This is a genomic window from Pseudomonas sp. 57B-090624, from assembly GCF_003234055.1.
GTDB lineage: Bacteria > Pseudomonadota > Gammaproteobacteria > Pseudomonadales > Pseudomonadaceae > Metapseudomonas > Metapseudomonas tohonis.
The window spans coordinates 69,104-92,512 of sequence record NZ_QKRU01000011.1 but is presented as its reverse complement, the minus strand read 5'-3'; the positions used below and the strand labels follow the sequence as shown (position 1 = coordinate 92,512).

Below are 23,409 nucleotides of genomic sequence, written 5' to 3'. Positions count from 1 at the left end.
ACATCGTTGTCCTCGTAGCGGGGTGCGTTTTCAGTCTAGCGGCGCAATCGGCGACTGCACCTGGCGTTTTGCGCCTGGAGCCCGATCGCGTCGATGCGCAGACTGGCGCAGGGCCATGAAGCCCGCCGGGCCGCCGCACGGCGCCCTCCCCCCCCCAGCACGAGGAGCTCTCCATGCCGTGGTTGTTGATCGGGCTGGCCGGTGCGCTGGCCTACCTGTATGGAGATGCCAACAACCTGTCGACCCTGTGCCTGCTGACCAAGCCGGTGCCCATCCTCGCCCTCCTCGCCTGGCTGTCGCGCAGCGCCCCACCCGGCCACTATCGACGCTGGGTGGTGCTGGGCCTGCTGCTGTGCCTGGCCGGCGACATGCTCCTGCAGGGGTCGCCGGACTTCTTCGTCTTCGGCCTGGCGGCCTTCCTGCTCGGCCACCTGGCCTATATCGGCGCCTACCTGTCCGATACCCGGCGCCTGGCGCCCCTGGCACTGCTGGCGGCGGCCCTGTTCGGCATCGGCATGTTCGCGGTGCTGGCCCGGGGCGGCCTCGGCGGCCTGCTGGTGCCGGTGGCGCTCTATGCCCTGACCATCAGCGCGATGCTCTGGCGCGCCCTGGCCCGCCTGGGCACCAGCGAGCCGGGGCGGCGTTCGGTGCGGGTCGCGGCGGCGGGGGCGCTGTGCTTCGTGGTCTCGGACAGCCTGCTGGGAATCAACCGCTTCGTGGCGCCCTTCGAGGCGGCCGGGCTGGCCATCATGCTCACCTACTGGCTGGGGCAGCTGGGCATCGTCGCCTCGGCGGTGCTGCACGGGCGACGCTGATTTTCGACCGATCGGCACGCCGGGATTCTGGCCGGGCGCGGTCTTGGCTAGAATGCCGGCCTTTCCACCAGCTGGTACCGGCCCCGTGAAGCACAACCCCGACCGCATCTACGCCACGCCTCAGGCACAAGTCACCGACTTCGCGTTCAACGAGGACGTGGTCAAGGTGTTCCCGGACATGATCAAGCGCTCGGTGCCGGGCTACCCGACCATCGTCGAGAACATCGGCGTGCTGGCCGCCCGCTTCGCGCAACCCAATACCCGCCTGTACGACCTCGGCGCCTCCCTCGGCGCGGTGACCCAGGCCCTGCGTCGCCATGTGCGCAGCGAAGGCTGCCGGGTGCTGGCCGTGGACAACTCCGCGGCGATGGTCGAGCGCTGCCGCGAATACCTGCATGCCCAGGACTCGATGTACCAGGAGCTGCTGCCGGTGGAAGTCCTGGAGGCCGACATCCTCGCTCTGGACTTCGAGCCCGCATCCCTGGTGGCGATGAACTTCACCCTGCAGTTCGTCGCCCGCGAGGAGCGCCAGGCGCTGCTGGCGCGCATCCGCCAGGCGCTGCTGCCGGGCGGCGCGCTGATCCTCTCGGAGAAGCTGCGCTTCAACGACGCGGCGGAGCACGAGTTGCTCACCGACCTGCACATCGACTTCAAGCGCGCCAACGGCTACAGCGAGCTGGAAATCGCCCAGAAACGCAGCGCCCTGGAGAACGTGATGCGCCCGGACAGCCTGGAGGAGCACCGCGAACGCCTGCTGGCGGCCGGCTTCTCCCGCGTGGTGCCCTGGTTCCAGTGCCTCAACTTCGCCTCGCTGATCGCCCTGCCATGATCCGTACGCTCGATCTCGATGCCCTGCAGCAGACGCTGATGGGCAGCCCGCTGCAGGACTGGGCCGCCGGCCTGCCCGCCCAGCTCGACGCCAAGCTGGCCGTCGGCCACGGTGACCTGGCGCGCTGGGGCGCGGCGGTGGAGGCCCTGCCCGCGCTGGCCCCGACCAGCGTGGAGCTGGCCCGGCGCTTCGCCCTCGACGGCCCCTGCGACGACGCCACCCGCGCCACGCTGAAGGCGGCCCTGCAGGGGCTGATCCCCTGGCGCAAGGGGCCCTTCGAGCTGTTCGGCGTGCACGTCGACACCGAATGGCGCTCGGACTGGAAATGGACACGGGTCTCGCCGCACCTCGACCTGCGCGGCAAGCGGGTGCTGGATGTGGGCTGCGGCAACGGCTACTACCAGTGGCGCATGCTCGGCGCCGGCGCCGAGAGCGTGGTGGGTATCGACCCCAACTGGCTGTTCTTCTGCCAGTTCCTGGCGATGAAGCGCTTCCTGCCGGACCTGCCAGCCTGGCACCTGCCCCTGGCCCTGGAAGAGCTGCCGGCCAGGCTGGAGGGCTTCGACACGGTGTTCTCCATGGGCGTGCTCTATCACCGCCGCTCGCCCATCGACCACCTGTTCGACCTCAAGGACTGCCTGGTGCGTGGCGGCGAGCTGGTGCTGGAAACCCTGGTGGTGGAAGGCGACGCCCAGCAGGTGCTGGTGCCCGAGGACCGCTATGCGCAGATGCGCAACGTGTGGTTCCTGCCATCGGTGCCGGCGCTGGAACTGTGGCTGCGCCGTGCAGGCTTCGTCGATGTGCGCTGCGTGGACGTCAGCGTCACCAGCGTCGACGAGCAGCGCAGCACCGAGTGGATGCGCTTCCAGTCGCTGCCCGAGTTCCTCGACCCCGCCGACCACAGCCGCACGATCGAGGGGCTCCCTGCCCCGGCACGGGCGGTGGTGGTGGCACGCAAGCCTTAAAGCAGCTGGAAGCTGGAAGAGCCTGGGGGATCGGTGGAGATCGTCAACCCCCGGGCCTATCTGCTTTCACAGCCTGGGCGTAGGGTGGACCCCGCTTCACCGGTCCACCCTTTCGGAGTCATATCGAACCGCGACCGCGCGGGTTTCGCTACGCTCGCGGAACGCCGCCCGACCCACCCTACACGGCACTTCAAGCTTCAAGCTCGTGACGCTTGCGCCGACTGGATCAGCTGTTTCATCTCCACCACCGCCTGCTTGAAGCCGACAAACAGCGCGTGGGCCACCAGGGCGTGACCGATATTCAGCTCATTGATGCCGGGTATGGCGGCCACCGGCTCGACGTTGTGGTAGTGCAGGCCATGGCCGGCATTGACCACCAGGCCCAGCTTCAGGCCCAGGGCCACGCCTTCACGGATGCGCTGCAGCTCACGGGCAGCCTCCTCCGGGGTGTGGGCGTCGGCATAGCGGCCGGTGTGCAGCTCGATGGCCGGGGCACCGACGCGATGGGACGCTTCGATCTGCACCGGGTCGGCGTCGATGAACAGGGAGACTTCGCTGCCCAGGCGGGCCAGGCGCTCGACCGCGGCCTTGATCCGCGCTTCCTGGCCGGCAACGTCGAGGCCGCCTTCGGTGGTCAGTTCCTGGCGGGTTTCCGGCACCAGGCAGACGTGCTCGGGGCGGATTTCCTCGGCGAAGGCGAGCATTTCCTCGGTCACGCCCATCTCGAAGTTCATGCGGGTCTGCATGACCTCCTTGAGTACGCGCACGTCGCGCTCCTGGATGTGTCGGCGATCCTCGCGCAGGTGCACGGTGATGCCGTCGGCGCCTGCCTCCTCGGCATCCAGGGCGGCCTTCACCGGGTCCGGATAGCGGGTGCCGCGGGCCTGGCGCAGGGTGGCGACGTGGTCGATGTTGACGCCGAGCAGAACACGGTTGGCTTCAGTCACGGGTAGGTTCCTTGATCGTCATGAAGAGTTCGCGGCTGGCCAGCGGCCGTCCGCCGAGATGGGGCGCCAGGGCCTGGCGCATCAGGCGCTTGGCCGCAGCGAGGGCACCGGGGGCACTCCAGTCGGCCTCGGCCAGGGCCAGCAGCTCGGCGCCCTGGAACAGGCCGGGCTGCAACTGACCGACGGGCTCCAGGCCGGCGTCGGGCAGCAGGCGGTAGATACCGCTGGCGACGATGGGCGCGCCGCTGAGGTCGAGGTCCAGCGCGAAACCATAGCCCAGCTCGTCCAGCAGGCGCCATTCGAAGGCGCGCAGCAGCGGCTCCAGCGGTCGGCCGGCGGCCAGGGCCTGGAGGGTCGCGGCATAGTGGTCGAACAGCGCGGGGTGCGGCGCTTCGGCCGGCAGCAGGCGGATGGTCAGCTCATTGAGGTAGAGCCCGCTGAAGAGGGCCTCGCCGGTGAGGAAGTGGGGGATGCCGGCGCCTTCCAGGCGCCCCACGTTCTTCAGGTCGCCGCGGCCGCGGAATTCGACCTCAAGCGGCACGAAGGGCCGGGCCAGGGTACCGGCCTTGCCCCGCGCACCCCGCAGGACGGCGCGCAGGCGACCTTCCGGGGTGAGGAAATCCACCAGTGCGCTGCTTTCGCGGTAGGCCCTGCTATGCAGCACGAAGGCCGGTTGCGCACTGGTCTGCATCGGTTACTGGTCGTTGTAGCCCAGGGAACGCAGGGCACGCTCGTCGTCCGACCAGCCGCCCTTCACCTTGACCCAGAGGTTGAGCATGACCTTGGAGTCGAACAGCACCTCCATGTCCTTGCGCGCCTCCTGGCCGATGCGTTTGATGCGCTCGCCACCGTCGCCGATGATGATTTTCTTCTGGCCGTCGCGCTCCACCAGGATCAGCGCGTGGATATGGAGGATGCGACCTTCCTGCTTGAACTCCTCGATCTCGACGGTGATCTGGTAGGGCAGTTCGGCACCCAGCTGGCGCATGATCTTCTCGCGCACCAGTTCGGCGGCGAGGAAGCGGCTGCTGCGGTCGGTGATCTGGTCCTCGGGGAAGAAGTGCTCGCCCTCGGGCAGGCGCTCGGCGACCAGGCGCTCGAGGGTGTCGAGGTTGTGCCCCTGCTGGGCGGAGATGGGCACCACCTCGGCGTTGGGCAGTTGCTCCTGGAGCCAGGCCAGGTGCGGCATCAGGTCGGCCTTGTCGTCCAGGCGGTCGGTTTTGTTGATGGCCAGGATCACCGGGCCCTGGACGTACTGGACGCGCTCGAGCACCAGTTGGTCCTCGTCGGTCCAGCGGTTGCGGTCCACTACGAAGATCACCACGTCGACGTCCTTGAGGGCGGCCGAGGCGGTCTTGTTCATGTAGCGGTTGAGCGCTTTCTCGTTGTTCTTGTGCAGGCCGGGGGTGTCGACGTAGACGGCCTGGACCTCGCCCTCGGTCTTGATGCCGAGCATGTTGTGTCGGGTGGTCTGGGGCTTGCGCGAGGTGATCGCGAGCTTCTGCCCGAGGATGTGGTTGAGCAGCGTGGACTTGCCAACGTTGGGACGCCCGACGATAGCCACGTAGCCGCAGCGCGGGTTGTTCGATTCAGTCATGGCCGTTCTCCACGCCCAGGGCCACCAGTGCTGCCGCCGCCGCCACCTGTTCGGCGATACGTCGGCTGGCACCCTGGCCTCGGGTCTTGTCATTCAGCAGGGCGACTTCGCACTCGACGAAGAAGGTGCGGCAATGGGGCTCGCCCTGGATATCCACCACTTCATAGCGGGGCAGCTCGCAGGCCCGCGACTGGAGGAATTCCTGCAGGCGGGTCTTGGGGTCCTTGTTGGTATCGACCAGGGTCAGGCCTTCCAACTCGTTGTGCAGCCAGGCCAGCACGCGCTCACGCGCGCAATCCATGCCGGCATCTAGGTAGATGGCCCCGATCAGCGCTTCCAGCGCATCGGCGAGGATGGACTCGCGGCGGAAACCACCGCTCTTCAGCTCGCCGGAGCCCAGGCGCAGGTATTCGCCCAACTCGAAGCCCCGGGCCAGCAGTGCCAGGGTCTCGCCCTTGACCAGGCGGGCGCGCAGGCGCGAGAGCTGGCCTTCGCGCGCCTGGGGAAAGCGCTCGTAGAGCGCCTCGCCGGCGACGAAGTTGAGGATGGCATCACCGAGGAACTCCAGGCGCTCGTTGTTGCGCCCGGCGAAGCTGCGATGGGTCAGGGCCAGGGTCATCAGACCCTGGTCCTGGAAGGTGTAGCCGAGCTGACGCTCGAGACGGCTGAGGGATACGCTCACGGGACTCGCACACGGAATTCTTTGTCGAAATGCACCACCAGGTCGAGGTTCTCGATCAGCGGCTCGCGTTTTTCGTATTTCAGCGTGGCATAGAAGTCGTTGTTCTCGACCTTGACCTGCAGGGCCTTCTCCAGGTCGATGTCACGGATGCTGTTGACCATCATGCCCTTGCGCACGTAGTCCAGGAAATCGCGCGGCGTGGAGATGGCCTGGCCTTTTTCGTTCTCCACGGACTTGATGAGCTTCTCGAGCGCGTAATAGTCCATGTAATGCGGTATGACCTTGAAAGCAGTGCTGGCCAGGAACGCCACGATGGCCAGGACAACCAGCCAGCCCAGTATCGACAAGCCCCTCTGCGAATGCGCAAACGTCATGATGACCTCAATGTCGGTGTTGTTATGCGGGCCGGCTGGCCCGTTGCAAGACTATATATAGCGGGCGGCGCTGCGTTGAACAGCGCCGCAAAAGCGAAAGTCGGCTGGCCTCAGTGAATGAGGCCTACGCGGGAGAAGTTGGGCAGGTTGTTCATCTTCGGGTCCGGCCAGCTCATCCACACGGCGAAGGCCTTGCCGACGATGTTGCGGTCCGGAACCATGCCGAGCAGGTCCTTGGGAATGTTGGGGTCGTTCCAATAGCGACTGTCGTTCGAGTTGTCGCGGTTGTCGCCCATCATGAAGTAATGCCCTTGCGGCACCACCCACTCCTTGCCCGGCTCCATGCGATAGCGCTTCATTTCCTTGCGGATCAGGTGCTCGGCCTCGCCCAGCTTCTCCTCGTACAGGCGGGAGCTGCCCAGGGTGCCGGGCTCGTCGCCGACCAGTTTCTCGGCCACCTGCTCGCCATTGACGGTCAGGCGCTTGTCGCTGCTGTAGGCGATGCGGTCGCCCGGCAGGCCGACCACGCGCTTGATGTAGTTGATGTTCGGATCGCTGGGATAGCGGAACACCATGACATCACCACGCTGCGGGTCGCCGACTTCGATCACCTTGGTGTCCACCACCGGCAGGCGTATGCCGTAGGCGAACTTGTTGACCAGGATGAAATCCCCCACCTCCAGGGTCGGCTTCATCGACCCGGACGGAATCTGGAAAGGCTCGACCAGGAACGACCGCAGCACCAGCACGATGGCCAGCACCGGGAAGAAGGACTTGCCGTATTCCACCAGCAAGGGCTCCTTGTCGAGCTTTTCCATCACCTCCGGGTCGGGCTCGCTGACTTGCCCCTGGTAGGCGGCAATCGCGGAGCGCCGGCGCGGAGCCAGCAGAACCAGATCGATGAGAGCGAGCACGCCGCAGACAGCCACGGCGAGAACCAACAGAAGCGGGAAATTGATCGACATAGACCCTAGCTATCCACTTTGAGCACTGCGAGGAAGGCTTCCTGTGGAATCTCCACACTGCCGACCTGCTTCATCCTTTTCTTACCGGCCTTCTGCTTTTCCAGCAGCTTTTTCTTACGGCTCACGTCGCCGCCGTAGCATTTGGCCAGAACGTTCTTCCTGAGCGCCTTGACGGTAGTACGCGCGACGATCTGACCACCGATCGCCGCCTGGATCGCCACGTCGAACATCTGCCGTGGGATCAGCTCCTTCATCTTCTCGGTCAGCGCGCGGCCTTTGTAGTGGGCCTGATCGCGGTGCACGATGAGCGCCAGGGCATCGACCTTCTCACCGTTGATCAACACGTCCAGCTTGACCAGGTTGGCCGACTGGAAACGGTCGAAGCTGTAGTCCAGGGACGCATAGCCGCGGCTCACGGACTTCAGGCGGTCGAAGAAATCGAGTACCACTTCGTTCATCGGCAGGTCGTAGCAAACCTGAACCTGGCTGCTGAGGAATTGCATGTCGCGCTGCACGCCACGCTTCTCGATGCACAGGGTGATGACGTTGCCCAGGTGTTCCTGGGGCACGAGGATGTTGGCACGCACGATGGGCTCGCGCATGTCCTCGATGAACGACAGGTCGGGCAGCTTGGACGGGTTGTCGACGTAGATCGTCTCGCCGTTCTTCTGCACCACTTCGAAGATAACGGTGGGCGCGGTGGTGATCAGGTCCAGGTCGTACTCGCGCTCCAGGCGCTCCTGGATGATCTCCATGTGCAGCATGCCGAGGAAGCCGATGCGGAAGCCGAAGCCCAGGGCCTCGGAGCTTTCCGGCTCGTACTGCAGGGCGGCATCGTTCAGGGTCAGCTTCTGCAGCGCTTCGCGGAAGTCCTCGAAGTCGTCGGAGCTAACCGGGAACAGGCCGGCGTAGACCTGCGGCTTGATGCGCTGGAAGCCCGGCAGCACATCGACATCCGGGGTGTTGGACAGGGTCAGGGTGTCGCCCACGGGGGCACCGAGGATGTCCTTGATGCCGGCGATGATGAAGCCCACTTCACCGGCCTTGAGGTCGGCCATCTCGGTGTGCTTGGGGGTGAAGACGCCGACGCTGTCCACCTGGTGGATCTTGCCGGTGGATTTCACCAGGATCTTGTCGCCCTTCTTCACCCGGCCGTGCTTGACGCGGACCAGGGAGACCACGCCCAGGTAGTTGTCGAACCAGGAGTCGATGATCAGCGCCTGCAGCGGCGCGTCGATCTCGCCTTCGGGCGGCGGGATGACCTTGACCAGTTGCTCGAGCACGTCGATCACGCCCATGCCGCTCTTGGCGCTGCACGGCACCGCGTCGGTGGCGTCGATGCCGATGATGTGCTCGATCTCTTCCTTGACCCGCTCGGGCTCGGCCTGGGGCAGGTCCATCTTGTTCAGGACCGGCATCACTTCCAGGCCCTGCTCGATGGCGGTGTAGCAGTTGGCGACCGATTGCGCCTCGACACCCTGGCCGGCATCCACCACCAGCAGCGCGCCTTCGCAGGCGGCCAGCGAGCGGCTGACTTCATAGGTGAAGTCGACGTGGCCGGGGGTATCGATGAAGTTCAGTTGGTAGGTCTTACCATCCTGCGACTTGTAGTGCAGGGTCACGCTGTGGGCCTTGATGGTGATGCCGCGCTCGCGCTCCAGGTCCATGGAGTCCAGCACCTGGGCCTCCATCTCGCGATCGGACAGGCCGCCGCACATCTGGATGAAGCGGTCGGCCAGGGTCGACTTGCCATGGTCGATGTGGGCGATGATCGAAAAATTGCGGATATGACTCAGGTCACTCACGGGGTCGACACTCGAAAAAAGCCGCAAGCCGGTTGCTTGCCGAAAAATAGCCGGGGAGTTTACCTGATCGGCAGCGCGGGCGTCACGTCCGCATGGCGGAGCGCAGACATGAAAAAGGGCGACCCGGGTCGCCCTTTTTCAGTGCATCGGATTACTCCGAAAGCTTGAAGGTGATGAAGCTGGCACGGCCCTGGCGCAGCACGCGCATGGACACCGAGCGATTCTTCGGCAGTTCCTTGGCCACCTTGGCGAAGGTCTGCACCGAGTCGATGGACTGGTTGTTCAGGTGGCTGATCACGTCACCCGGACGCAGGCCCATCAGGGCGGCGGGACCGTCCTGAACTTCCCTGATCACCACACCGCCCTTGATGTCGAGGCTCTTCTTCTGCTCGGCGGACAGTTCGGCGACCAGCACGCCCAGGCGGTTGCTGCTGCGCTCGGCACCTTGCGGCGCGCCAGTGGAGGTCACTTCCTCGCCATCTTCGGGCAGGGAACCGATGGTCAGCGCCAGTTTCTTGCGCGAACCCTCGCGGACCACGTCGAGGTCGATCTTGCTACCCGGCTTGAGGGCACCGACCAGATGCGGCAGGTCGGCGGACATGACGATCGGCTGGCCGTTCATGCTGAGGATGACGTCGCCGACCTGGAGGCCGCCCTTGGCGGCGGGACCGTCGTCGAGCACCTGGGCCACCAGGGCACCGGCGGGCTTGTCCAGGCCGAAGGATTCGGCCAGGTCCTTGTTCACTTCCTGAATCACCACGCCGAGCCAGCCGCGGCTGACCTTGCCCTCGGCCTTGAGCTGGTCGGCGACGCTCATGGCAACGTCGATCGGGATGGCGAAGGACAGCCCCATGAAGCCGCCGGAGCGGGTGAAGATCTGCGAGTTGATGCCCACGACCTCGCCGTCCAGGTTGAACAGCGGGCCACCGGAGTTACCCGGGTTGATGGCCACGTCGGTCTGGATGAAGGGCACGTAGTTCTCGTTCGGCAGGCTGCGCCCCTTGGCGCTGACGATACCGGCGGTCACCGAGTGGTCGAAGCCGAAGGGGGAGCCGATGGCCAGCACCCAGCTGCCGACCTTCAGGGCGTCGGACTTGCCGAGCTTGACGATGGGCAGGTCCTTGCCTTCGACCTTGAGCAGGGCCACGTCGGTGCGCGCGTCGGCACCGATCAGCTTGGCTTCGAGCTCACTGCGGTCGGACAGGCGCACGATGATCTCGTCGGCGTCGGCCACCACATGGTTGTTGGTCAGGACGTAACCGTCCTTGGAAATGATGAAACCCGAGCCCAGGGACTGCGCCTCGCGCTGGCGACCACCGCCCGGGTTACGCGGCATCTGCGGCATGCTGCGCTCGAAGAACTCGCGAAGCATGGGCGGCAGGCCTTCCAGGTCGGGCATGGCCTGGTTGCCGGCAACGGCGCGATCCGGAAGCTTCTGCCGCGTACTGATGTTGACGACCGCCGGAGAGGCCTCCTCCACCAGCGGGGTGAAGTCGGGCAGCTCTGCCCGGGCGACAAGGGTTTGACCGAGCAGCAGCAGGGCCGCGACCGCGGACATGCAGGATTTCATGCTTAGCATCGACATACAGCTCCCGTCATGAAACGAGGAATGTGAACCCGTGACGAGCCGAACGGCCCGGCGGGCAAACGCAATTCGGGCCGGGGAAATCCCCCAGCCCGATACACCATAACCAAGAATTCGCTTGCGGGGACCAACGCCGAGGAGCGCTCAGACCATGAACCCAGACGGGCTCGCATGGACATGGCCGCTCCGCCCCGGCGTCGCTCAATTCACTGGGCCGCCTGGGGGGCTGCGGTTCCGGCCGTACGCATAGACAACGCGATACGCTCCGCAGTTCCCACGGGGATTTCGCCCACCACCGTCACCATCACGTCACCTTCGCTGGTGCCGAGCCGACGGGATACGGCAACGGTCGGACCAAGCTCGACCCGCACATCTTCCACGGACGCACCGTGCAGGGGCTCGAGGAAGACCGAGAAGCGCGCCAGGCCATCGCCATAGAGCAGGCAAGCGACCGGATCCGACGACACCGGGCTACGACGCTGGACAGCACTGGTGAGGGCGAACCCTTCCGGCAGCCAATCGGAGCGCCAGCTGTTGGCCAGGGCCTTCGGCGCCTCGGCGTAGCGCACGGGCTCACAGCCCTGCCCCGCCTGAAGCTGGCTGTCGCTGGGTGCTTGCGTGGTGTCGATCTGGGTGAACTGGAAACGCTCGAGCAACATGCCCTTCTCGTTGAGCATCAACGACTTGAGCGGCAGGCCGGTCTCCCGGTCCAAATGCAATTCGAAGCCGTACCGATGCTGGTCGCGCGGGTTGAGGGAAAGCACCACGGCCTGGCGCCCCGCCACCCGCGACTCACCCACCAGGCTCAGGTCATAGGACTTTGCCACCTGGGCGACGTCGAGATCGCGGGCCGGCCAGACCTGGCCATCGACCATCTGGTCGGAAAGCGCCCCACTCACACACTCGGTACGTCCATCCACACGGAGGATTTCCTGGGCGGGCCCATCGAGTTGCTGCAGCCTCTCACGCACCTTGCCGGCATCGACGCGATGCCAGACCTGGTGAGTGGAGAAACTGCCGCTTCGCTCATAGACGAAGGTGCCCTGGAAATTCTGCCGCTGCTCGGCGTCAGCGAGACGCTTCAGCCAGTCCTGTGCATCGGCGGCGTGGGCGGCCTGAGCCAGCCAACCACCGCCGAGCAACACGAAGAGTGGAAATGCGCGCATGTTTCTCCTTAGCGGCTTTCCAGGCTGGCGGCGCGCGCATAAGGCAGCGCACTGTCAGACCCACTCATGGCGGCCTGCTGGGCATGCTGGCGCAGATAGGCCGGCAGGCGCTGATCGTGCCAACCCGAGGTCGCTTGCGCGGCACCGGACAGCGGCGGACGCACGCCTTGGGAGTCAGTGCTGTAACCGGCAAGAACGGTGTCCTTGCTGGCTTGCGGCGCACTGATCACCGGCTGCGGAGCGCTTTGCTGGGCCAACTGCTGAGCACCCACCTCGTCCTGGTTATACATGCGCACACCAGCGAGCACGGCCAGCGTCACCGAAGCGGCAACCGCCAGGCGCCCAAGGCTGCGCCAAGGACCACGAGCGGCCTGTGCCGGCACCGCCTCATCAGCCAACGCGGCGGAAACCGCAGCAGCGATGTCGAGGCGCGGCTCGATCAGTTCCTTGTGCATGACGGCACGCGCTATCTGGTAGCGAGACCAGGTGGAACGGAGCTCCTCATCGCCGCTGGACGCGAGCACACGTCGCAACTCCAGTTCATCCGCTTCGTTATCCATTACCGCGGACAGCGATTCCTGCAGGGCTTCACGACTCATGGCGATTCCTCTCTTAGCTGTCGCCGCTGTCTCAGGATTCCTGCAACAGAGGTTGCAGGGCTTTATCGATAGCTTCTCGCGCCCTGAAAATACGCGAGCGAACCGTACCAACCGGGCATTGCATGACGCTGGCAATGTCCTCGTAACTCAGACCATCGAATTCACGTAAAGTCAGCGCAGTACGCAAATCTTCCGGCAGTTGCTGGATGGTCCGATGGACGGTGCCTTCGATCTCATCCCGCAGCAATGCACGTTCCGGTGATTCGTTGTCCTTGAGGGCATGGTCGCCATCGTAGAACTCCGCATCCTCGGCACTCACATCGCTATCCGGCGGGCGCCGACCGCGCGCCACCAGATGATTCTTCGCCGTGTTGATGGCGATGCGGTACAGCCATGTATAGAAAGCACTGTCACCGCGAAAATTCCCGAGTGCGCGATAGGCCTTGATGAAGGCCTCCTGAGCAACATCCTGAGCTTCCTGGGCGTCGTGGACGAATCGCACGATCAAACCCAGAATCTTGTGCTGATACTTCAGCACCAGAAGATCGAAAGCTCGTTTGTCGCCTCGCTGCACCCGTTCGACCAGTTGCTGATCCTGTTCCTGGGTTAGCATGGACACTCCTCGTTGGAGCTCGAGGGGCACTGCGCCAGCCACTGGATCGGCTTGCCAAAATAGACTCGGGCGTTGCGCAAAAGTTCTCCCCTCCAAGCAAGCTTCCTACAAGACTGTTTCCGTCTTGCACGGAATCGCGCAGCAGAGCACTGGCCACTGCTGCGCGGATAATTTTTCGCCTGATTTGCCGCTGCCAGGAACGCAGGAAACGCTCCGCGGCACAACTCAGCAAGCACGTCACCTCATGTGCGACGGATGTAAGAAACCAGGGGGACTAAGAAAGTTCCCGGGATTCTCTGCCGGACATAAGCCCGCTATTGTGCCGCCCACCCCCTCTATATACTAGTGGCCGCATTTACGCGGGATCCCGACATGAGCCAACACTTTCAGCACGACGTCCTGGTGATCGGCAGCGGTGCCGCCGGCCTCACCCTGGCGCTGACGTTGCCCGAGCACCTGCGCATCGCGGTATTGAGTAAAGGTGACCTTTCCAACGGGTCAACCTACTGGGCACAAGGGGGTGTGGCGGCGGTCCTGGACGACACCGACACCGTCGATTCCCATGTCCAGGACACCCTCGTCGCTGGCGCCGGCCTGTGCCGGGAAGACGCCGTGCGCTTCACCGTCGAGAACAGCCGCCAGGCGATCCAGTGGCTGATCGACCAGGGCGTGCCCTTCACCCGTGAGGACGAAAACGCCCGCGAAGACGGTGGCTTCGAATTCCACCTGACCCGCGAGGGCGGCCACAGCCATCGACGCATCATCCATGCCGCCGACGCCACTGGCGCCGCCATCTTCAACACCCTGCTGGAACAGGCCCGCCGGCGCCCGAACATCGAACTGCTGGAACAACGCGTCGCCGTCGACCTGATCACCGAGCGCAAGCTCGGCCTCGAGGGGCATCGCTGCCTCGGCGCCTACGTGCTCAACCGCGCCAGTGGCGAAGTCGACACCTACGGCGCCCGCTTCACCGCCCTCGCCTCCGGCGGCGCGGCCAAGGTCTACCTCTATACCAGCAACCCCGACGGCGCCTGTGGCGACGGCATCGCCATGGCCTGGCGCGCCGGCTGCCGGGTGGGCAACTTGGAGTTCAACCAGTTCCACCCCACCTGCCTCTACCACCCGCAAGCCAAGAGCTTCCTCATCACCGAAGCGGTGCGTGGCGAGGGCGGCCTGCTCAAGCTGCCCAACGGTGAACGCTTCATGCAGCGCTTCGACCCCCGTGCCGAACTGGCCCCGCGCGACATCGTCGCCCGCGCCATCGACCACGAGATGAAGCGCCTGGGCATCGACTGCGTCTACCTGGACATCAGCCACAAGCCGGCCGAGTTCGTCAAAAGCCACTTCCCGACCGTCTACGAGCGCTGCCTGGACTTCGGCATCGACATCACCCGCCAGCCGATCCCCGTGGTCCCCGCAGCCCACTACACCTGCGGCGGCGTGGTGGTCGACCGCGATGGCCACACCGACATCCCCGGCCTCTACGCCATCGGCGAGACCAGCTTCACCGGCCTGCACGGCGCCAACCGCATGGCCAGCAACTCGCTGCTGGAATGCTTCGTCTACGCCCGCGCCGCCGCCCACGACATGCTCGCCCAGCTCGACACCATCCCCCTGCCCGCCCGCCTCCCGGCCTGGGACGCCAGCCAGGTCACCGACTCGGACGAGGACGTGATCATCGCGCACAACTGGGACGAACTGCGGCGATTCATGTGGGACTACGTCGGCATCGTGCGCACCAACAAGCGCCTGCAGCGCGCCCAGCACCGGGTGCGCCTGCTGCTCAGCGAGATCGACGAGTTCTATTCCAACTACAAGGTCAGCCGCGACCTGATCGAGCTGCGCAACCTGGCCCAGGTCGCCGAACTGATGATCGAGTCGGCCATGCAACGCCGCGAAAGCCGCGGCCTGCACTACACGCTCGATTATCCCGACCAGCTGCCCGAAGCCCGCGACACTATCCTGGCGCCACCCATCTATGGCGATTGAAGCGCAGGTGCACGCGCAGGCGCCTGTGGCTCCGCGCATCCAGTGAATCCGCGGGGATGCACAGGCCCCGCGTCATGATCGCGCCCTCGGGGCGATAGACCAGCAGCACCGCCATGGGCAGCGCCAGGCTGTCCGGGCTCAGGCGCACGGCGCACCATTGCCCGTCGTGGCGCCGCAGACGCCAGCCGTCGGCGTCCAGGCGCAAACCACGGATGGATGAGGCAGACGCCAGCAGCACCTGGCGCGGCAAGGTCCAGGCCGCATGAGCCAGGCAGGCAAAGAGGCAAGCCAGCTGCACCCACCGGGGCAGCTCGGCACAGGCCACGGCGACCAACGCCAGGGACAACAGCGACAGGTAGAGCACCAGCAGGCGCCGCGAAGGGCGCCAGTGGCATTCGAAGGCGCTACTTGGGCTGGACACGGTCCAGGATCATTTTCACCATGTACCGCAGGTCGGAATCTTCCGGCTCACCGCGCTGCATGAACCAGCCGAACATGTCCTGGTCCTCGCATTCGAGCAGCTTGCGGAAGCGCGCCTGGTCCGTCTCATCGAGGCTCGGGTACACCTCCCGGACGAAAGGTACCAGCAGCACATCGAGCTCCAGCATGCCGCGGCGGCTGTGCCAGAAGAGTCGGTTCAGTTCAGTTGCGTCGGCCATCAGAGCGCCTCCAGGGAAGAGGCCGGCATTATAACGACCCGAGCCGCATGCGGCACCCGCTGACAACCGGCATGGCGGGCTCTATCATGACGCCCCAGACCCCAATTCCTGCGATCACCGATGGCCGACTCAGCATTCTTCTGCCCGCTCACCCACGAAGGCCTGCTCGCCGTACGTGGCGTGGACGCCGCCAAGTTCCTCCAGGGCCAGGTCACCTGCAACCTCGCCTACCTGGACGAGCGCACCACCAGCCTCGGCGCCCGCTGCACCCCCAAGGGCCGCATGGTCTCCAGCTTCCGCATCCTCGCCGAAGGCGACGGCTTCCTGCTGGCGCTCGATGCCCAATTGCTGGAAGCGCAACTGGCCGACCTGAAGAAATACGCCGTGTTCTCCAAGTCTACCCTCGGTGACGAAAGCCCCGACTGGGTGCGCTTCGGCCTCGCCCGGGGCGACGACGTGCTGCAGGGCCTGGGCCTCGAATTGCCGCAGGACGCCGACAGCGTCGCCCGCGCCAACGGCCTGATCGCCCTGCGCCTGTCCGACGGTCGCAGTGAACTCTGGGCCCCACGCTCCGAAGCCGAGGCCCTGCGCACCCGCATCGCCGCGCACCTGCCCGAGGCGCCCCTGGACGCCTGGCTGCTCGCCCAGGTCCGCGCCGGCGTCGGCCAGGTCTTCGCCGCCACCCGCGAGCTGTTCATCCCGCAGATGATCAACCTCCAGGCCGTCGGCGGCGTCAGCTTCAAGAAGGGCTGCTACACCGGGCAGGAAATCGTCGCCCGCATGCAGTACCTGGGCAAGCTCAAGCGCCGCCTGCAACGCCTCGCCCTGTCCGCCGGGGAACGCCCGGCGCCGGGCACCGAACTCTTCTCGCCCGTGCATTCGAGCAGCGTGGGCGAGGTGGTGCTGGCCGCACCGACAGGCCAGGGATTCGAATTGCTCGCCGTACTCCAGGAAGATGCGGTGAATGACGGACGGATCCACCTGGGGATGGCCGATGGCCCTACCCTCGACCTGCTGACACTGCCCTATACCCTGGATGCCGACCGCGAGATTCAGCGCTAGACAGCACCGGCCCGTCCCCTTTTCAAGAGAGCATCCATGAGCAAGCTTGCAGAACGCGTCCAACAAGACCTGATCAACGCCATCGACAACGATGAGCTGGTCCTGCCCACCCTTCCCGAAGTCGCGCTCAAGGTGCGCGAAGCTGCCGAAGACCCGGATGTCAGCATCCCGGCCCTGTCCAAGGTGATCGGCAACGACGCCGCCCTCACCGCGCGCATCATCAAGGTGGTGAACAGCCCGCTGCTGCGTACCAACAAGGAAATCACCGACCTGCAGATGGCCATCAGCCGTCTCGGCATCAACTACACCTGCAACCTGGCCACGGGCCTTGCCATGGAGCAGATGTTCCAGGCCACCTCCGACGTGGTCGACCGCAAGATGCGCGAAGTGTGGAACAAGAGCACCGAGATCGCCGGCATCTGCCACGTGCTCTGCCGCCACTACACCCGCCTCGCCCCGGACCAGGCGACCCTGGCCGGCCTGGTGCACCAGATCGGCGTGCTGCCGATCCTCACCTACGCCGAGGAACACTACGAGCTGCTGGCCGACTCCATCAGCCTCAACCACGTGATCGAGCGCATCCACCCGATCATCGGCGACCGCATCCTGCGTGCCTGGGAATTCCCCGAACCGATCGCCCAGGTGCCGAGCCAGTTCCTCGACTTCACCCGCAACTCGCCCAAGGCCGACTACGTCGACATCGTCCAGGTCGCCACCCTGCAGAGCTACCTGGGCAGCGAGCACCCCTACACCCAGCTCGACTGGAGCCAGATCCCGGCGTTCGCCAAGCTGGGCCTCGACCCGCAGGTGGACATGCAGGCCGACGAAGACCTCTCCGCCGCCATGGAAGCGGCCATGGGCATGCTGCAGTAATACTGCTGCAACGCGCATCCGCGAAAACGTCGCTAGACTCCGGTCATTCCGGAGTCCAAGGAAGTCACGGATGCGCGCTCTACTCCTGCTCCTCTCCCTCTGCCTGAGCGGCGCCTGCGCCGCCCAGGAACTGCGCCTCACCAATGGTGAATGGGCGCCCTATCTCGGCGCGAAGCTGCCTCACCAGGGCGTCGCCTCGCGCATCGTCGCCGAAGCGTTCGCCCTCGAAGGGATCGACGTGCGCTGGGAGTTCTATCCCTGGGCCCGCGCCCTGCGCCTGGCCGAACGCGGCGAACGCGACGGCAGCGCGGTCTGGCTGCGCAATCCCGAACGCGAGGCGCGCTTCTTCGTCAGCGACCCGGTGATCGAGAGCGGCTACTACCTGTTCCACCGCAAGGACCTCCCGCTCGACTGGCAGCGGGTCGAGGACCTCGCCGGCCTGCGCCTCGGCGCCACCCTCGGCTACGACTATGGCGAAGCCTTCCAGCGCGCCGAGGCCGAGGGGCGCCTCCAGGTGCAGCGCCTGCCCAGCGAGGAACAGGGCCTGCGCATGCTGCTGGCCGGGCGCATCGACGTGTTCCCGGTGGACAAGATCGTCGCCATCGCCATGCTCCAGGACAACTTCACCAGCGCCGAGCGCGCTCGCGTCAGCTTCCATGCCCAACCGCTGCGCAGCGACACCCTGCACCTGCTGCTGTCGCGCGCCGACCCGGCCAACGCCGAGCGCATGGCCCGCTTCAACCAAGGCCTGGCACACCTGCGCGAAAGCGGCAAGGTCGCCCGCTACCTGCTCGAAGCCCAGCAACCGCTGAGCATGCTGCCCTAGGCCGGCGGAAAGCTGACCCGCACCCGCAAGCCACCCGAGACACCGTCATGCAGGCTGATGTCCGCCAGGTGCGCCCGGCAGATTTCCCCGACTATCGCCAGGCCCAGCCCCGCGCCGCTGACCTGCGGCGATCGCCGGTAGAAGCGCTCGAACACCTTGTCGCGGTCCTCGGCGGGAATGCCGCTGCCATCGTCCTCCACCTCCAGCACCGCCGGCGCGAGCACCCGCAGGGTCACATTGCCGCCCTTGGGCGTGTGCGCCAGGGCGTTGTCCACCAGGTTGCTGAGCAGCTCGTTGAGCAGCGTCGGCTCGCCCATCACCCAGGCCAAATCCTCCGCCTCCAGGGCCAGGGCGATGCCCCGCGCATGGGCCAGCGGCGCCAGGGCCATGCCCAGTTCACGGGCCAGTGCGCCCAGTTCGATGCGCTCGGCACCGCCCTCGGCGATGGCCCGCGCGCCGCTCTCGATGCGCGCCAGGGACAACAGCTGGTTGGCCAGATGGGTCAGCCGGTCGGTGTTGGCGGCGGTGTCCTCCAGGGTGCGATACCACTGCGCAGGCTCCCGCTCGCGCAACCCCAGCTCCACCCGCGCCTTGAGCGCCGCCAGCGGCGTGCGCAACTCATGGGAGGCATCGGCGATGAAATCCGCCTGGCGCTGGAACAGCCCGCGCAGGCGTTCAGTGAACTGGTTCAGCGCATCCACCAGCGGCTTCAGCTCGGTCTGCACCGCCACCACCGGCAGCGGGCGCAGGTCATCGGCCTGGCGCTCCTCCACGGCGTTGCGCAGCTGGTTCAGCGGGCGCAGGGCCGCGCTCACCACCATCCACACCAGGGCCAGGGCCGCCAGCGACATCACCGCCAGGCGCCACAGGGTATCCACCAGCAGGCCCCGCGCCAGGCGCTCGCGGGCCTCCTCGGTCTCGGCCACGCGGATTTCCGCCATGCCGTTGATGCTTTCCTCGCTCACCGGCCGCAGCAGGCTCACCACACGCACGTCGACGCCGTCGTAGCGCGCATCGTAGAAGCGCGCCAGGGCCGGGTAGTCGTCGGTGCGCGGCGTCCCCCTGGGCGGGCCGGGCAGGTTCTCGTAGCCGGAAACCAGCTTCCCCTCGATATCGGTCACCTGGTAGAAGATCCGCCCCGCGCTGTCGTAGGCGAAGGTGTCCAGGGCCACATAGGGCACGTCCGCCTTGAGCCGTCCGTCGGCCTCGTAGAGCCCGGCGGAAATGGCTCGGGCCGAGGCCAGCAGGGTGCGGTCGTAGGCGGTGTCGGCGGCATCGCGGGCGTTGAAGTAGGCAGTCAGGCTGCCGATCACCAGCAGCACCGCGAGCAGCGCCGCAAGGCGCCGCAGCAACCGCCCGCGCAGGCTGCCGGCCTCACGCATCCTGGTGTTCCAGCAGGTAGCCGAGGCCACGGAAGGTGACGATGCGCACCGCACTGCCTTCCAGCTTCTTGCGCAGGCGATGGATGTAGATCTCGATGGCGTCCGGGCTCGCCTCCTGGTCCAGGCCGAACACCTGGGAAGCCAGCTGCTCCTTGCTCATCACCCGGCCGGGCCGGGCGATCAGCACCTCCAGCACCGACTGCTCGCGGGAGGTGAGCGTCAGCACCTCCTCGTCCAGGCTGAAGCGCCGGGTGCCCAGGTCATAGAGCAGCGGACCGCAGCGCTGCTGCTGTTCACCGCCGAGCACGCTGCGCCGCAACAGCGCCTTGACCCGTGCCTCCAGCTCGGACAGCTCGAAGGGCTTGGCCAGGTAATCGTCCGCGCCGAGGTTGAGGCCGTGCACCCGGTCCTTCACCTCGCCACGCGCGGTGAGCATCAGCACCGGCAACGTCTTGCCCCGCCCGCGCAGGCGCGCCAGCACCTCGAAGCCATCCAGCCGCGGCAGCCCCACATCGAGCACCGCCAGGGCGTAGTCCTCGCTGGCCAGGGCCAGGTCGGCGGCCACGCCGTCGTGCAGCACGTCCACCGTCCAGCCCACGGCCTTGAAGGCCTGGGCGACGCTCTCGGCCAGTTGGGGGTGGTCTTCGACCAGCAGGATTCGCAAGGCGGTGTACTCCGGAGAACGGCGATCGGGCTGAAGTGTAACGGCCGGAAAGCCGCTGTGAATGACGCCGGAGATTTCTTTCACGTTGAAAGCCTGGCGAAAGTTTCAGGCCCTAGCATCCGGCCAGGGTGGCAAGAACCACCCACAGACGCAGGCTCCTGGTCGGGCCCGCGCTAACAAAAACAAGAATTGGAGACCAACGATGCTCACTGCCTCCCGGCAGGCGCTGCCGCCTGTTCGCACCCTCACCCTCACCCTCGCCCTCGCAGGCTGCACCCTCGCCCCCTTCGCCCAGGCCGACTTCCTCAAGGACAGCTCGGCGACCCTCGAAGCCCGCAACATCTACCTGAACCGCGATTTCCGTGACGGCGACGGCCAGTCCCGCCGCGACGAATGGGCCCAGGGCTTCATCCTCAACATCGAGTCCGGCTACACCGAAGGCACCGTCGGCTTCGGCCTGGACGCACTCGGCATGCTCGGCATCAAGCTCGACTCCGGTCGCGGCCAGAGCGGCACCGACCTGCTGCCGGTGCAGGACGACGGCGGCACCCCGGACGAATACGGCAAGCTCGGCCTCACCGCCAAGGTGCGCTTCTCCAGGAGCGAGCTGCGCCTGGGCAGCCACATCCCCGAACTGCCAGTGGTCAAGGCCAGCGACAGCCGCATCCTGCCCCAGGTGTTCGAAGGCGGCCTGCTCACCTCCAGGGAGATCGAAGGCCTGACCTTCAACGGCGGTCGCCTGCGCGAGGTCAAGGACCGCGCCTCGACCAACTCCGAGGACATCGCCCTGAACAACAAGAACCGCCGCTTCGCCAGCGCTGCCAGCGGTTCGCACTTCGACCTCGCCGGTGCCGACTACGCCTTCAGCAAGCAGCTCACCGGGCGCTATTACTTCGCCGAGCTGGACGACGTCTACCGCCAGCACTTCTTCGGCCTGCTCGCCAGCCAGCCCCTGGGCGCCGGCACCCTCAGCGCCGACCTGCGCTACGCCATCAGCGACGACAGCGGCCGCGCCGCCGCCGGCAAGGTGGACAACCGCGCGCTCAACGGCATGGTCAGCTACGGCCAGGGCAGTCACAAGGTCGGCCTCGGCTACCAGCGCATGAGCGGCGACACCGGCTTCGCCTACGTCGATGGCACCGACCCCTTCCTGGTCAACTTCGTGCAGATCAACGACTTCGCCAACGCCGACCAGCGCTCCTGGCAGGCCCGCTACGACCTGGACTTCGCCGCCATGGGCGTGCCCGGCCTGAGCTTCATGACCCGCTACATCACCAGCGACAACGCCCAGGTCACCAACAGCGCCGAGGAAGGCCGCGAATGGGAGCGCGACGTCGAATTCAAGTACGTGGTGCAGAGTGGCACGCTCAAGGACCTCACCTTCCGCGCCCGCCACGCCGGCTTCCGTTCCACCTTCGCCCGTGACGCGGACGAGCTGCGCCTGATCGTCAGCTACGCCCTGCCGATCTGGTAATCCACAATAAGACTCCACAGGAGAACCCCCGATGAAGATCGCTCTCACCCGCCTCGCCCTCGCCGCATCCTGCCTGCTGCTCTCCAGCCAGTTGCTGGCTGAGCCCAAGCGCCCCGAGTGCATCGCCCCGGCCGCGCCCGGCGGCGGCTTCGACCTCACCTGCAAGCTGGCGCAAAGCGCCCTGATGGACGCCAAGCTGCTGAGCAAGCCGATGCGCGTCACCTACATGCCCGGCGGCGTCGGCGCGGTGGCGTACAACGCCGTGGTCGCCCAGCGCCCCGGTGACGCCGGCACCATCACCGCCTGGTCCAGCGGCTCGCTGCTCAACCTCGCCCAGCGCAAGTTCGGCCGCTTCGACGAGAACGCCGTGCGCTGGCTCGCCGGCATCGGCACCAGCTACGGCGCCATCGCCGTGCGCAGCGACTCGCCCTACAAGAACCTCGACGACCTGGTCAAAGCCCTCAAGGCCGACCCGGGCAAGGTGGTGATCGGCTCCTCCGGCACCGTCGGCAGCCAGGACTGGATGCAGACCGCCCTCCTGGCCAAGGCCGCCGGCATCGACCCGCGCAACCTGCGCTACGTGGCCCTGGAAGGCGGCGGCGAAATCGCCACCGCCCTGCTCGGCGGGCACATCCAGGTCGGCAGCACCGACATCTCCGACTCCATGCCGCACATCCTCGCCGGCAACATGCGCATCCTCGCCGTGCTCTCCGACGAGCGCCTGCCGGGCGAGGACAAGTCGGGCATCCCCACCGCCAAGGAGCAGGGCTACGACATCACCTGGCCGGTGGTACGCGGCTTCTACCTCGGCCCGAAGGTCAGCGACGAGGACTACGCCTGGTGGAAGGCCGCCTTCGACCAGCTGCTGGCCTCCGAGGACTTCATCAAGCTGCGCGACCAGCGCGAGCTGTTCCCCTTCGCCATGACCGGCCCGGAGCTGGACGCCTACGTGAAGACGCGGGTCGCCCAGTACAAGCAGATGGCCCAGGAATTCGGCCTGACCCAGTAAGGCTCACCTCCGCAGCCGGCTGAGCGCCCCGCCAGCCGGCCCTCCGCGCCTTCGACCCGCGAGGAATTCACCATGCTTTTTCAACGCCTGTTCAGTCTGGGCTGGCTCGCTGCATGCCTGGTTTTTGCCGTGCTGGCCTGGGACTACCGCGCCGCCTTCTCCTACGAGCCGGTCGGCCCGCGTGCCTTCCCCCTGCTGATGCTGGGGCTGATGGCCGCCGCGCTGCTCTGGCTGACGCTGCGCCCCACCCCGGTGGCGCACAAGCACGACGAGCAACCGCTGGACGCCGCCAGCCTGCGCAAGGTGGCCGCCTGCATCGCCCTGCTGCTGGTATACGCCGCGCTCTTCGAGCCGCTGGGCTTCATCCTCTCCAGCAGCCTCGTCGGCGTCTTCATGGCGCGCCTCTACGGCGGTCGCTGGCTGCCCAGCGCCATCGCCGCGCTGCTGATCAGCGTCGGCCTCTACCTGCTGTTCGACAAGACCCTCGACGTGCCGCTGCCGCTGGGCGTCCTCGACTTCCTGGAGTGAT

Annotated in this window: 25 protein-coding genes; 10 read left to right on the top strand and 15 right to left on the bottom strand. The window is 66.3% G+C overall.

Annotated elements, in window-relative coordinates:
• The first annotated feature begins 173 nt into the window (after positions 1-173).
• The 3 genes from DMX10_RS07575 to cmoB are packed head-to-tail and all read left to right on the top strand — an operon-like array spanning position 174 to position 2,609.
• On the top strand, positions 174-815 hold the full coding sequence (locus DMX10_RS07575; protein ID WP_111260524.1) for a lysoplasmalogenase: 642 nt from the start codon (positions 174-176) through the stop codon (positions 813-815).
• Positions 816-867: 52 nt separating this feature from the next.
• Positions 868-1,644: a carboxy-S-adenosyl-L-methionine synthase CmoA gene (cmoA, locus tag DMX10_RS07570; RefSeq protein WP_178082927.1), complete on the top strand. Its 777-nt coding sequence runs from the start codon at positions 868-870 to the stop codon at positions 1,642-1,644.
• Complete coding sequence (gene cmoB, locus DMX10_RS07565; protein ID WP_111260522.1) at positions 1,641-2,609, top strand: tRNA 5-methoxyuridine(34)/uridine 5-oxyacetic acid(34) synthase CmoB; 969 nt, start codon at positions 1,641-1,643, stop codon at positions 2,607-2,609. The genes cmoA and cmoB overlap by 4 nt, the downstream gene beginning before the upstream one ends.
• Positions 2,610-2,806: 197 nt before the next feature.
• Here the strand turns inward: cmoB and pdxJ are convergent, their stop codons facing one another.
• The 11 genes from pdxJ to rpoE form a co-directional block, all read right to left on the bottom strand.
• A complete protein-coding gene (gene pdxJ, locus DMX10_RS07560; RefSeq protein WP_111260521.1) occupies positions 2,807-3,556 on the bottom strand; it encodes a pyridoxine 5'-phosphate synthase in 750 nt (249 codons plus the stop codon).
• Positions 3,549-4,247, bottom strand: coding sequence for a DNA repair protein RecO (gene recO, locus DMX10_RS07555; RefSeq protein WP_111260520.1), 699 nt, complete (start codon positions 4,245-4,247; stop codon positions 3,549-3,551). Before recO ends, pdxJ begins: the two co-directional genes overlap by 8 nt.
• Positions 4,248-4,250: 3 nt before the next feature.
• Positions 4,251-5,153: a GTPase Era gene (gene era, locus DMX10_RS07550; protein WP_111260519.1), complete on the bottom strand. Its 903-nt coding sequence runs from the start codon at positions 5,151-5,153 to the stop codon at positions 4,251-4,253.
• Complete coding sequence (rnc, locus tag DMX10_RS07545) at positions 5,146-5,835, bottom strand: ribonuclease III (protein WP_111260518.1); 690 nt, start codon at positions 5,833-5,835, stop codon at positions 5,146-5,148. The genes era and rnc overlap by 8 nt, the downstream gene beginning before the upstream one ends.
• Positions 5,832-6,209 carry a DUF4845 domain-containing protein gene (locus tag DMX10_RS07540; RefSeq protein WP_111260517.1) on the bottom strand — a complete coding sequence of 126 codons (378 nt, stop codon included), beginning with the start codon at positions 6,207-6,209 and terminating at the stop codon, positions 5,832-5,834. The genes rnc and DMX10_RS07540 overlap by 4 nt, the downstream gene beginning before the upstream one ends.
• A gap of 110 nt (positions 6,210-6,319) precedes the next feature.
• Positions 6,320-7,174, bottom strand: a complete 855-nt coding sequence (gene lepB / locus DMX10_RS07535) for a signal peptidase I (RefSeq protein WP_111260516.1) — start codon at positions 7,172-7,174, stop codon at positions 6,320-6,322.
• Between the two features lie 5 nt (positions 7,175-7,179).
• Complete coding sequence (lepA, locus tag DMX10_RS07530) at positions 7,180-8,979, bottom strand: translation elongation factor 4 (RefSeq protein WP_111260515.1); 1,800 nt, start codon at positions 8,977-8,979, stop codon at positions 7,180-7,182.
• Positions 8,980-9,130: 151 nt separating this feature from the next.
• Positions 9,131-10,558 carry a DegQ family serine endoprotease gene (locus DMX10_RS07525; protein ID WP_178082926.1) on the bottom strand — a complete coding sequence of 476 codons (1,428 nt, stop codon included), beginning with the start codon at positions 10,556-10,558 and terminating at the stop codon, positions 9,131-9,133.
• A 212-nt stretch (positions 10,559-10,770) separates the two neighbouring features.
• A complete protein-coding gene (locus DMX10_RS07520; protein ID WP_111260513.1) occupies positions 10,771-11,730 on the bottom strand; it encodes a MucB/RseB C-terminal domain-containing protein in 960 nt (319 codons plus the stop codon).
• An 8-nt stretch (positions 11,731-11,738) separates the two neighbouring features.
• On the bottom strand, positions 11,739-12,329 hold the full coding sequence (locus DMX10_RS07515; RefSeq protein WP_111260512.1) for a sigma-E factor negative regulatory protein: 591 nt from the start codon (positions 12,327-12,329) through the stop codon (positions 11,739-11,741).
• A gap of 31 nt (positions 12,330-12,360) precedes the next feature.
• The gene (rpoE, locus tag DMX10_RS07510; protein WP_021221243.1) at positions 12,361-12,942 is read right to left on the bottom strand and encodes an RNA polymerase sigma factor RpoE; all 582 of its coding nucleotides are present in this window, start codon (positions 12,940-12,942) and stop codon (positions 12,361-12,363) included.
• A 372-nt stretch (positions 12,943-13,314) separates the two neighbouring features.
• Between rpoE and nadB the strand changes: the two genes are divergently transcribed.
• A complete protein-coding gene (nadB, locus tag DMX10_RS07505; RefSeq protein ID WP_111260511.1) occupies positions 13,315-14,931 on the top strand; it encodes an L-aspartate oxidase in 1,617 nt (538 codons plus the stop codon).
• Here nadB and DMX10_RS07500 read toward each other — a convergent pair.
• Positions 14,900-15,352, bottom strand: a complete 453-nt coding sequence (locus DMX10_RS07500; RefSeq protein ID WP_111260510.1) for a protein YgfX — start codon at positions 15,350-15,352, stop codon at positions 14,900-14,902. The two genes, nadB and DMX10_RS07500, sit on opposite strands and share 32 nt — an antisense overlap.
• Entirely contained in the window at positions 15,336-15,590 is a 255-nt protein-coding gene (locus tag DMX10_RS07495; RefSeq protein ID WP_111260509.1) for a succinate dehydrogenase assembly factor 2, read from the bottom strand. The genes DMX10_RS07500 and DMX10_RS07495 overlap by 17 nt, the downstream gene beginning before the upstream one ends.
• Positions 15,591-15,710: 120 nt before the next feature.
• On the opposite strand from DMX10_RS07495, the gene DMX10_RS07490 reads away from it, so the two are divergent.
• From DMX10_RS07490 to DMX10_RS07480, 3 genes are all read left to right on the top strand, one after another.
• Positions 15,711-16,652, top strand: coding sequence for a folate-binding protein YgfZ (locus tag DMX10_RS07490; RefSeq protein WP_111260508.1), 942 nt, complete (start codon positions 15,711-15,713; stop codon positions 16,650-16,652).
• 36 nt (positions 16,653-16,688) lie between these two features.
• Positions 16,689-17,525, top strand: a complete 837-nt coding sequence (locus tag DMX10_RS07485) for an HDOD domain-containing protein (protein WP_111260507.1) — start codon at positions 16,689-16,691, stop codon at positions 17,523-17,525.
• 70 nt (positions 17,526-17,595) lie between these two features.
• Positions 17,596-18,351: an ABC transporter substrate-binding protein gene (locus tag DMX10_RS07480; RefSeq protein WP_111260506.1), complete on the top strand. Its 756-nt coding sequence runs from the start codon at positions 17,596-17,598 to the stop codon at positions 18,349-18,351.
• Here the strand turns inward: DMX10_RS07480 and DMX10_RS07475 are convergent.
• The gene (locus tag DMX10_RS07475; protein WP_111260505.1) at positions 18,348-19,733 is read right to left on the bottom strand and encodes a sensor histidine kinase; all 1,386 of its coding nucleotides are present in this window, start codon (positions 19,731-19,733) and stop codon (positions 18,348-18,350) included. The genes DMX10_RS07480 and DMX10_RS07475 overlap by 4 nt on opposite strands.
• Positions 19,726-20,397: a response regulator gene (locus DMX10_RS07470; protein ID WP_111260504.1), complete on the bottom strand. Its 672-nt coding sequence runs from the start codon at positions 20,395-20,397 to the stop codon at positions 19,726-19,728. The genes DMX10_RS07475 and DMX10_RS07470 overlap by 8 nt, the downstream gene beginning before the upstream one ends.
• 202 nt (positions 20,398-20,599) lie before the next feature.
• Between DMX10_RS07470 and DMX10_RS07465 the strand changes: the two genes are divergently transcribed.
• From DMX10_RS07465 to DMX10_RS07455, 3 genes are all read left to right on the top strand, one after another.
• On the top strand, positions 20,600-21,871 hold the full coding sequence (locus tag DMX10_RS07465; RefSeq protein ID WP_111260503.1) for an OprD family porin: 1,272 nt from the start codon (positions 20,600-20,602) through the stop codon (positions 21,869-21,871).
• A gap of 31 nt (positions 21,872-21,902) precedes the next feature.
• Positions 21,903-22,880 carry a tripartite tricarboxylate transporter substrate binding protein gene (locus DMX10_RS07460; RefSeq protein ID WP_111260502.1) on the top strand — a complete coding sequence of 326 codons (978 nt, stop codon included), beginning with the start codon at positions 21,903-21,905 and terminating at the stop codon, positions 22,878-22,880.
• Between the two features lie 72 nt (positions 22,881-22,952).
• Positions 22,953-23,408: a tripartite tricarboxylate transporter TctB family protein gene (locus DMX10_RS07455; protein ID WP_111260501.1), complete on the top strand. Its 456-nt coding sequence runs from the start codon at positions 22,953-22,955 to the stop codon at positions 23,406-23,408.
• Position 23,409: the final 1 nt, after the last annotated feature.

Coding starts and splice junctions, on each gene's coding strand:
- recO (WP_111260520.1), bottom strand. CDS start 4,247: ATGCAGACCAGTGCGCAACCGGCCTTCGTGCTGCATAGCAGGGCCTAC.
- DMX10_RS07460 (WP_111260502.1), top strand. CDS start 21,903: ATGAAGATCGCTCTCACCCGCCTCGCCCTCGCCGCATCCTGCCTGCTG.
- nadB (WP_111260511.1), top strand. CDS start 13,315: ATGAGCCAACACTTTCAGCACGACGTCCTGGTGATCGGCAGCGGTGCC.
- rpoE (WP_021221243.1), bottom strand. CDS start 12,942: ATGCTAACCCAGGAACAGGATCAGCAACTGGTCGAACGGGTGCAGCGA.
- DMX10_RS07525 (WP_178082926.1), bottom strand. CDS start 10,558: ATGCTAAGCATGAAATCCTGCATGTCCGCGGTCGCGGCCCTGCTGCTG.
- DMX10_RS07480 (WP_111260506.1), top strand. CDS start 17,596: ATGCGCGCTCTACTCCTGCTCCTCTCCCTCTGCCTGAGCGGCGCCTGC.
- DMX10_RS07515 (WP_111260512.1), bottom strand. CDS start 12,329: ATGAGTCGTGAAGCCCTGCAGGAATCGCTGTCCGCGGTAATGGATAAC.
- DMX10_RS07475 (WP_111260505.1), bottom strand. CDS start 19,733: ATGCGTGAGGCCGGCAGCCTGCGCGGGCGGTTGCTGCGGCGCCTTGCG.
- DMX10_RS07485 (WP_111260507.1), top strand. CDS start 16,689: ATGAGCAAGCTTGCAGAACGCGTCCAACAAGACCTGATCAACGCCATC.
- DMX10_RS07455 (WP_111260501.1), top strand. CDS start 22,953: ATGCTTTTTCAACGCCTGTTCAGTCTGGGCTGGCTCGCTGCATGCCTG.
- DMX10_RS07465 (WP_111260503.1), top strand. CDS start 20,600: ATGCTCACTGCCTCCCGGCAGGCGCTGCCGCCTGTTCGCACCCTCACC.
- cmoA (WP_178082927.1), top strand. CDS start 868: ATGCCGGCCTTTCCACCAGCTGGTACCGGCCCCGTGAAGCACAACCCC.
- lepB (WP_111260516.1), bottom strand. CDS start 7,174: ATGTCGATCAATTTCCCGCTTCTGTTGGTTCTCGCCGTGGCTGTCTGC.
- DMX10_RS07495 (WP_111260509.1), bottom strand. CDS start 15,590: ATGGCCGACGCAACTGAACTGAACCGACTCTTCTGGCACAGCCGCCGC.
- cmoB (WP_111260522.1), top strand. CDS start 1,641: ATGATCCGTACGCTCGATCTCGATGCCCTGCAGCAGACGCTGATGGGC.
- DMX10_RS07540 (WP_111260517.1), bottom strand. CDS start 6,209: ATGACGTTTGCGCATTCGCAGAGGGGCTTGTCGATACTGGGCTGGCTG.
- DMX10_RS07575 (WP_111260524.1), top strand. CDS start 174: ATGCCGTGGTTGTTGATCGGGCTGGCCGGTGCGCTGGCCTACCTGTAT.
- DMX10_RS07490 (WP_111260508.1), top strand. CDS start 15,711: ATGGCCGACTCAGCATTCTTCTGCCCGCTCACCCACGAAGGCCTGCTC.
- era (WP_111260519.1), bottom strand. CDS start 5,153: ATGACTGAATCGAACAACCCGCGCTGCGGCTACGTGGCTATCGTCGGG.
- DMX10_RS07520 (WP_111260513.1), bottom strand. CDS start 11,730: ATGCGCGCATTTCCACTCTTCGTGTTGCTCGGCGGTGGTTGGCTGGCT.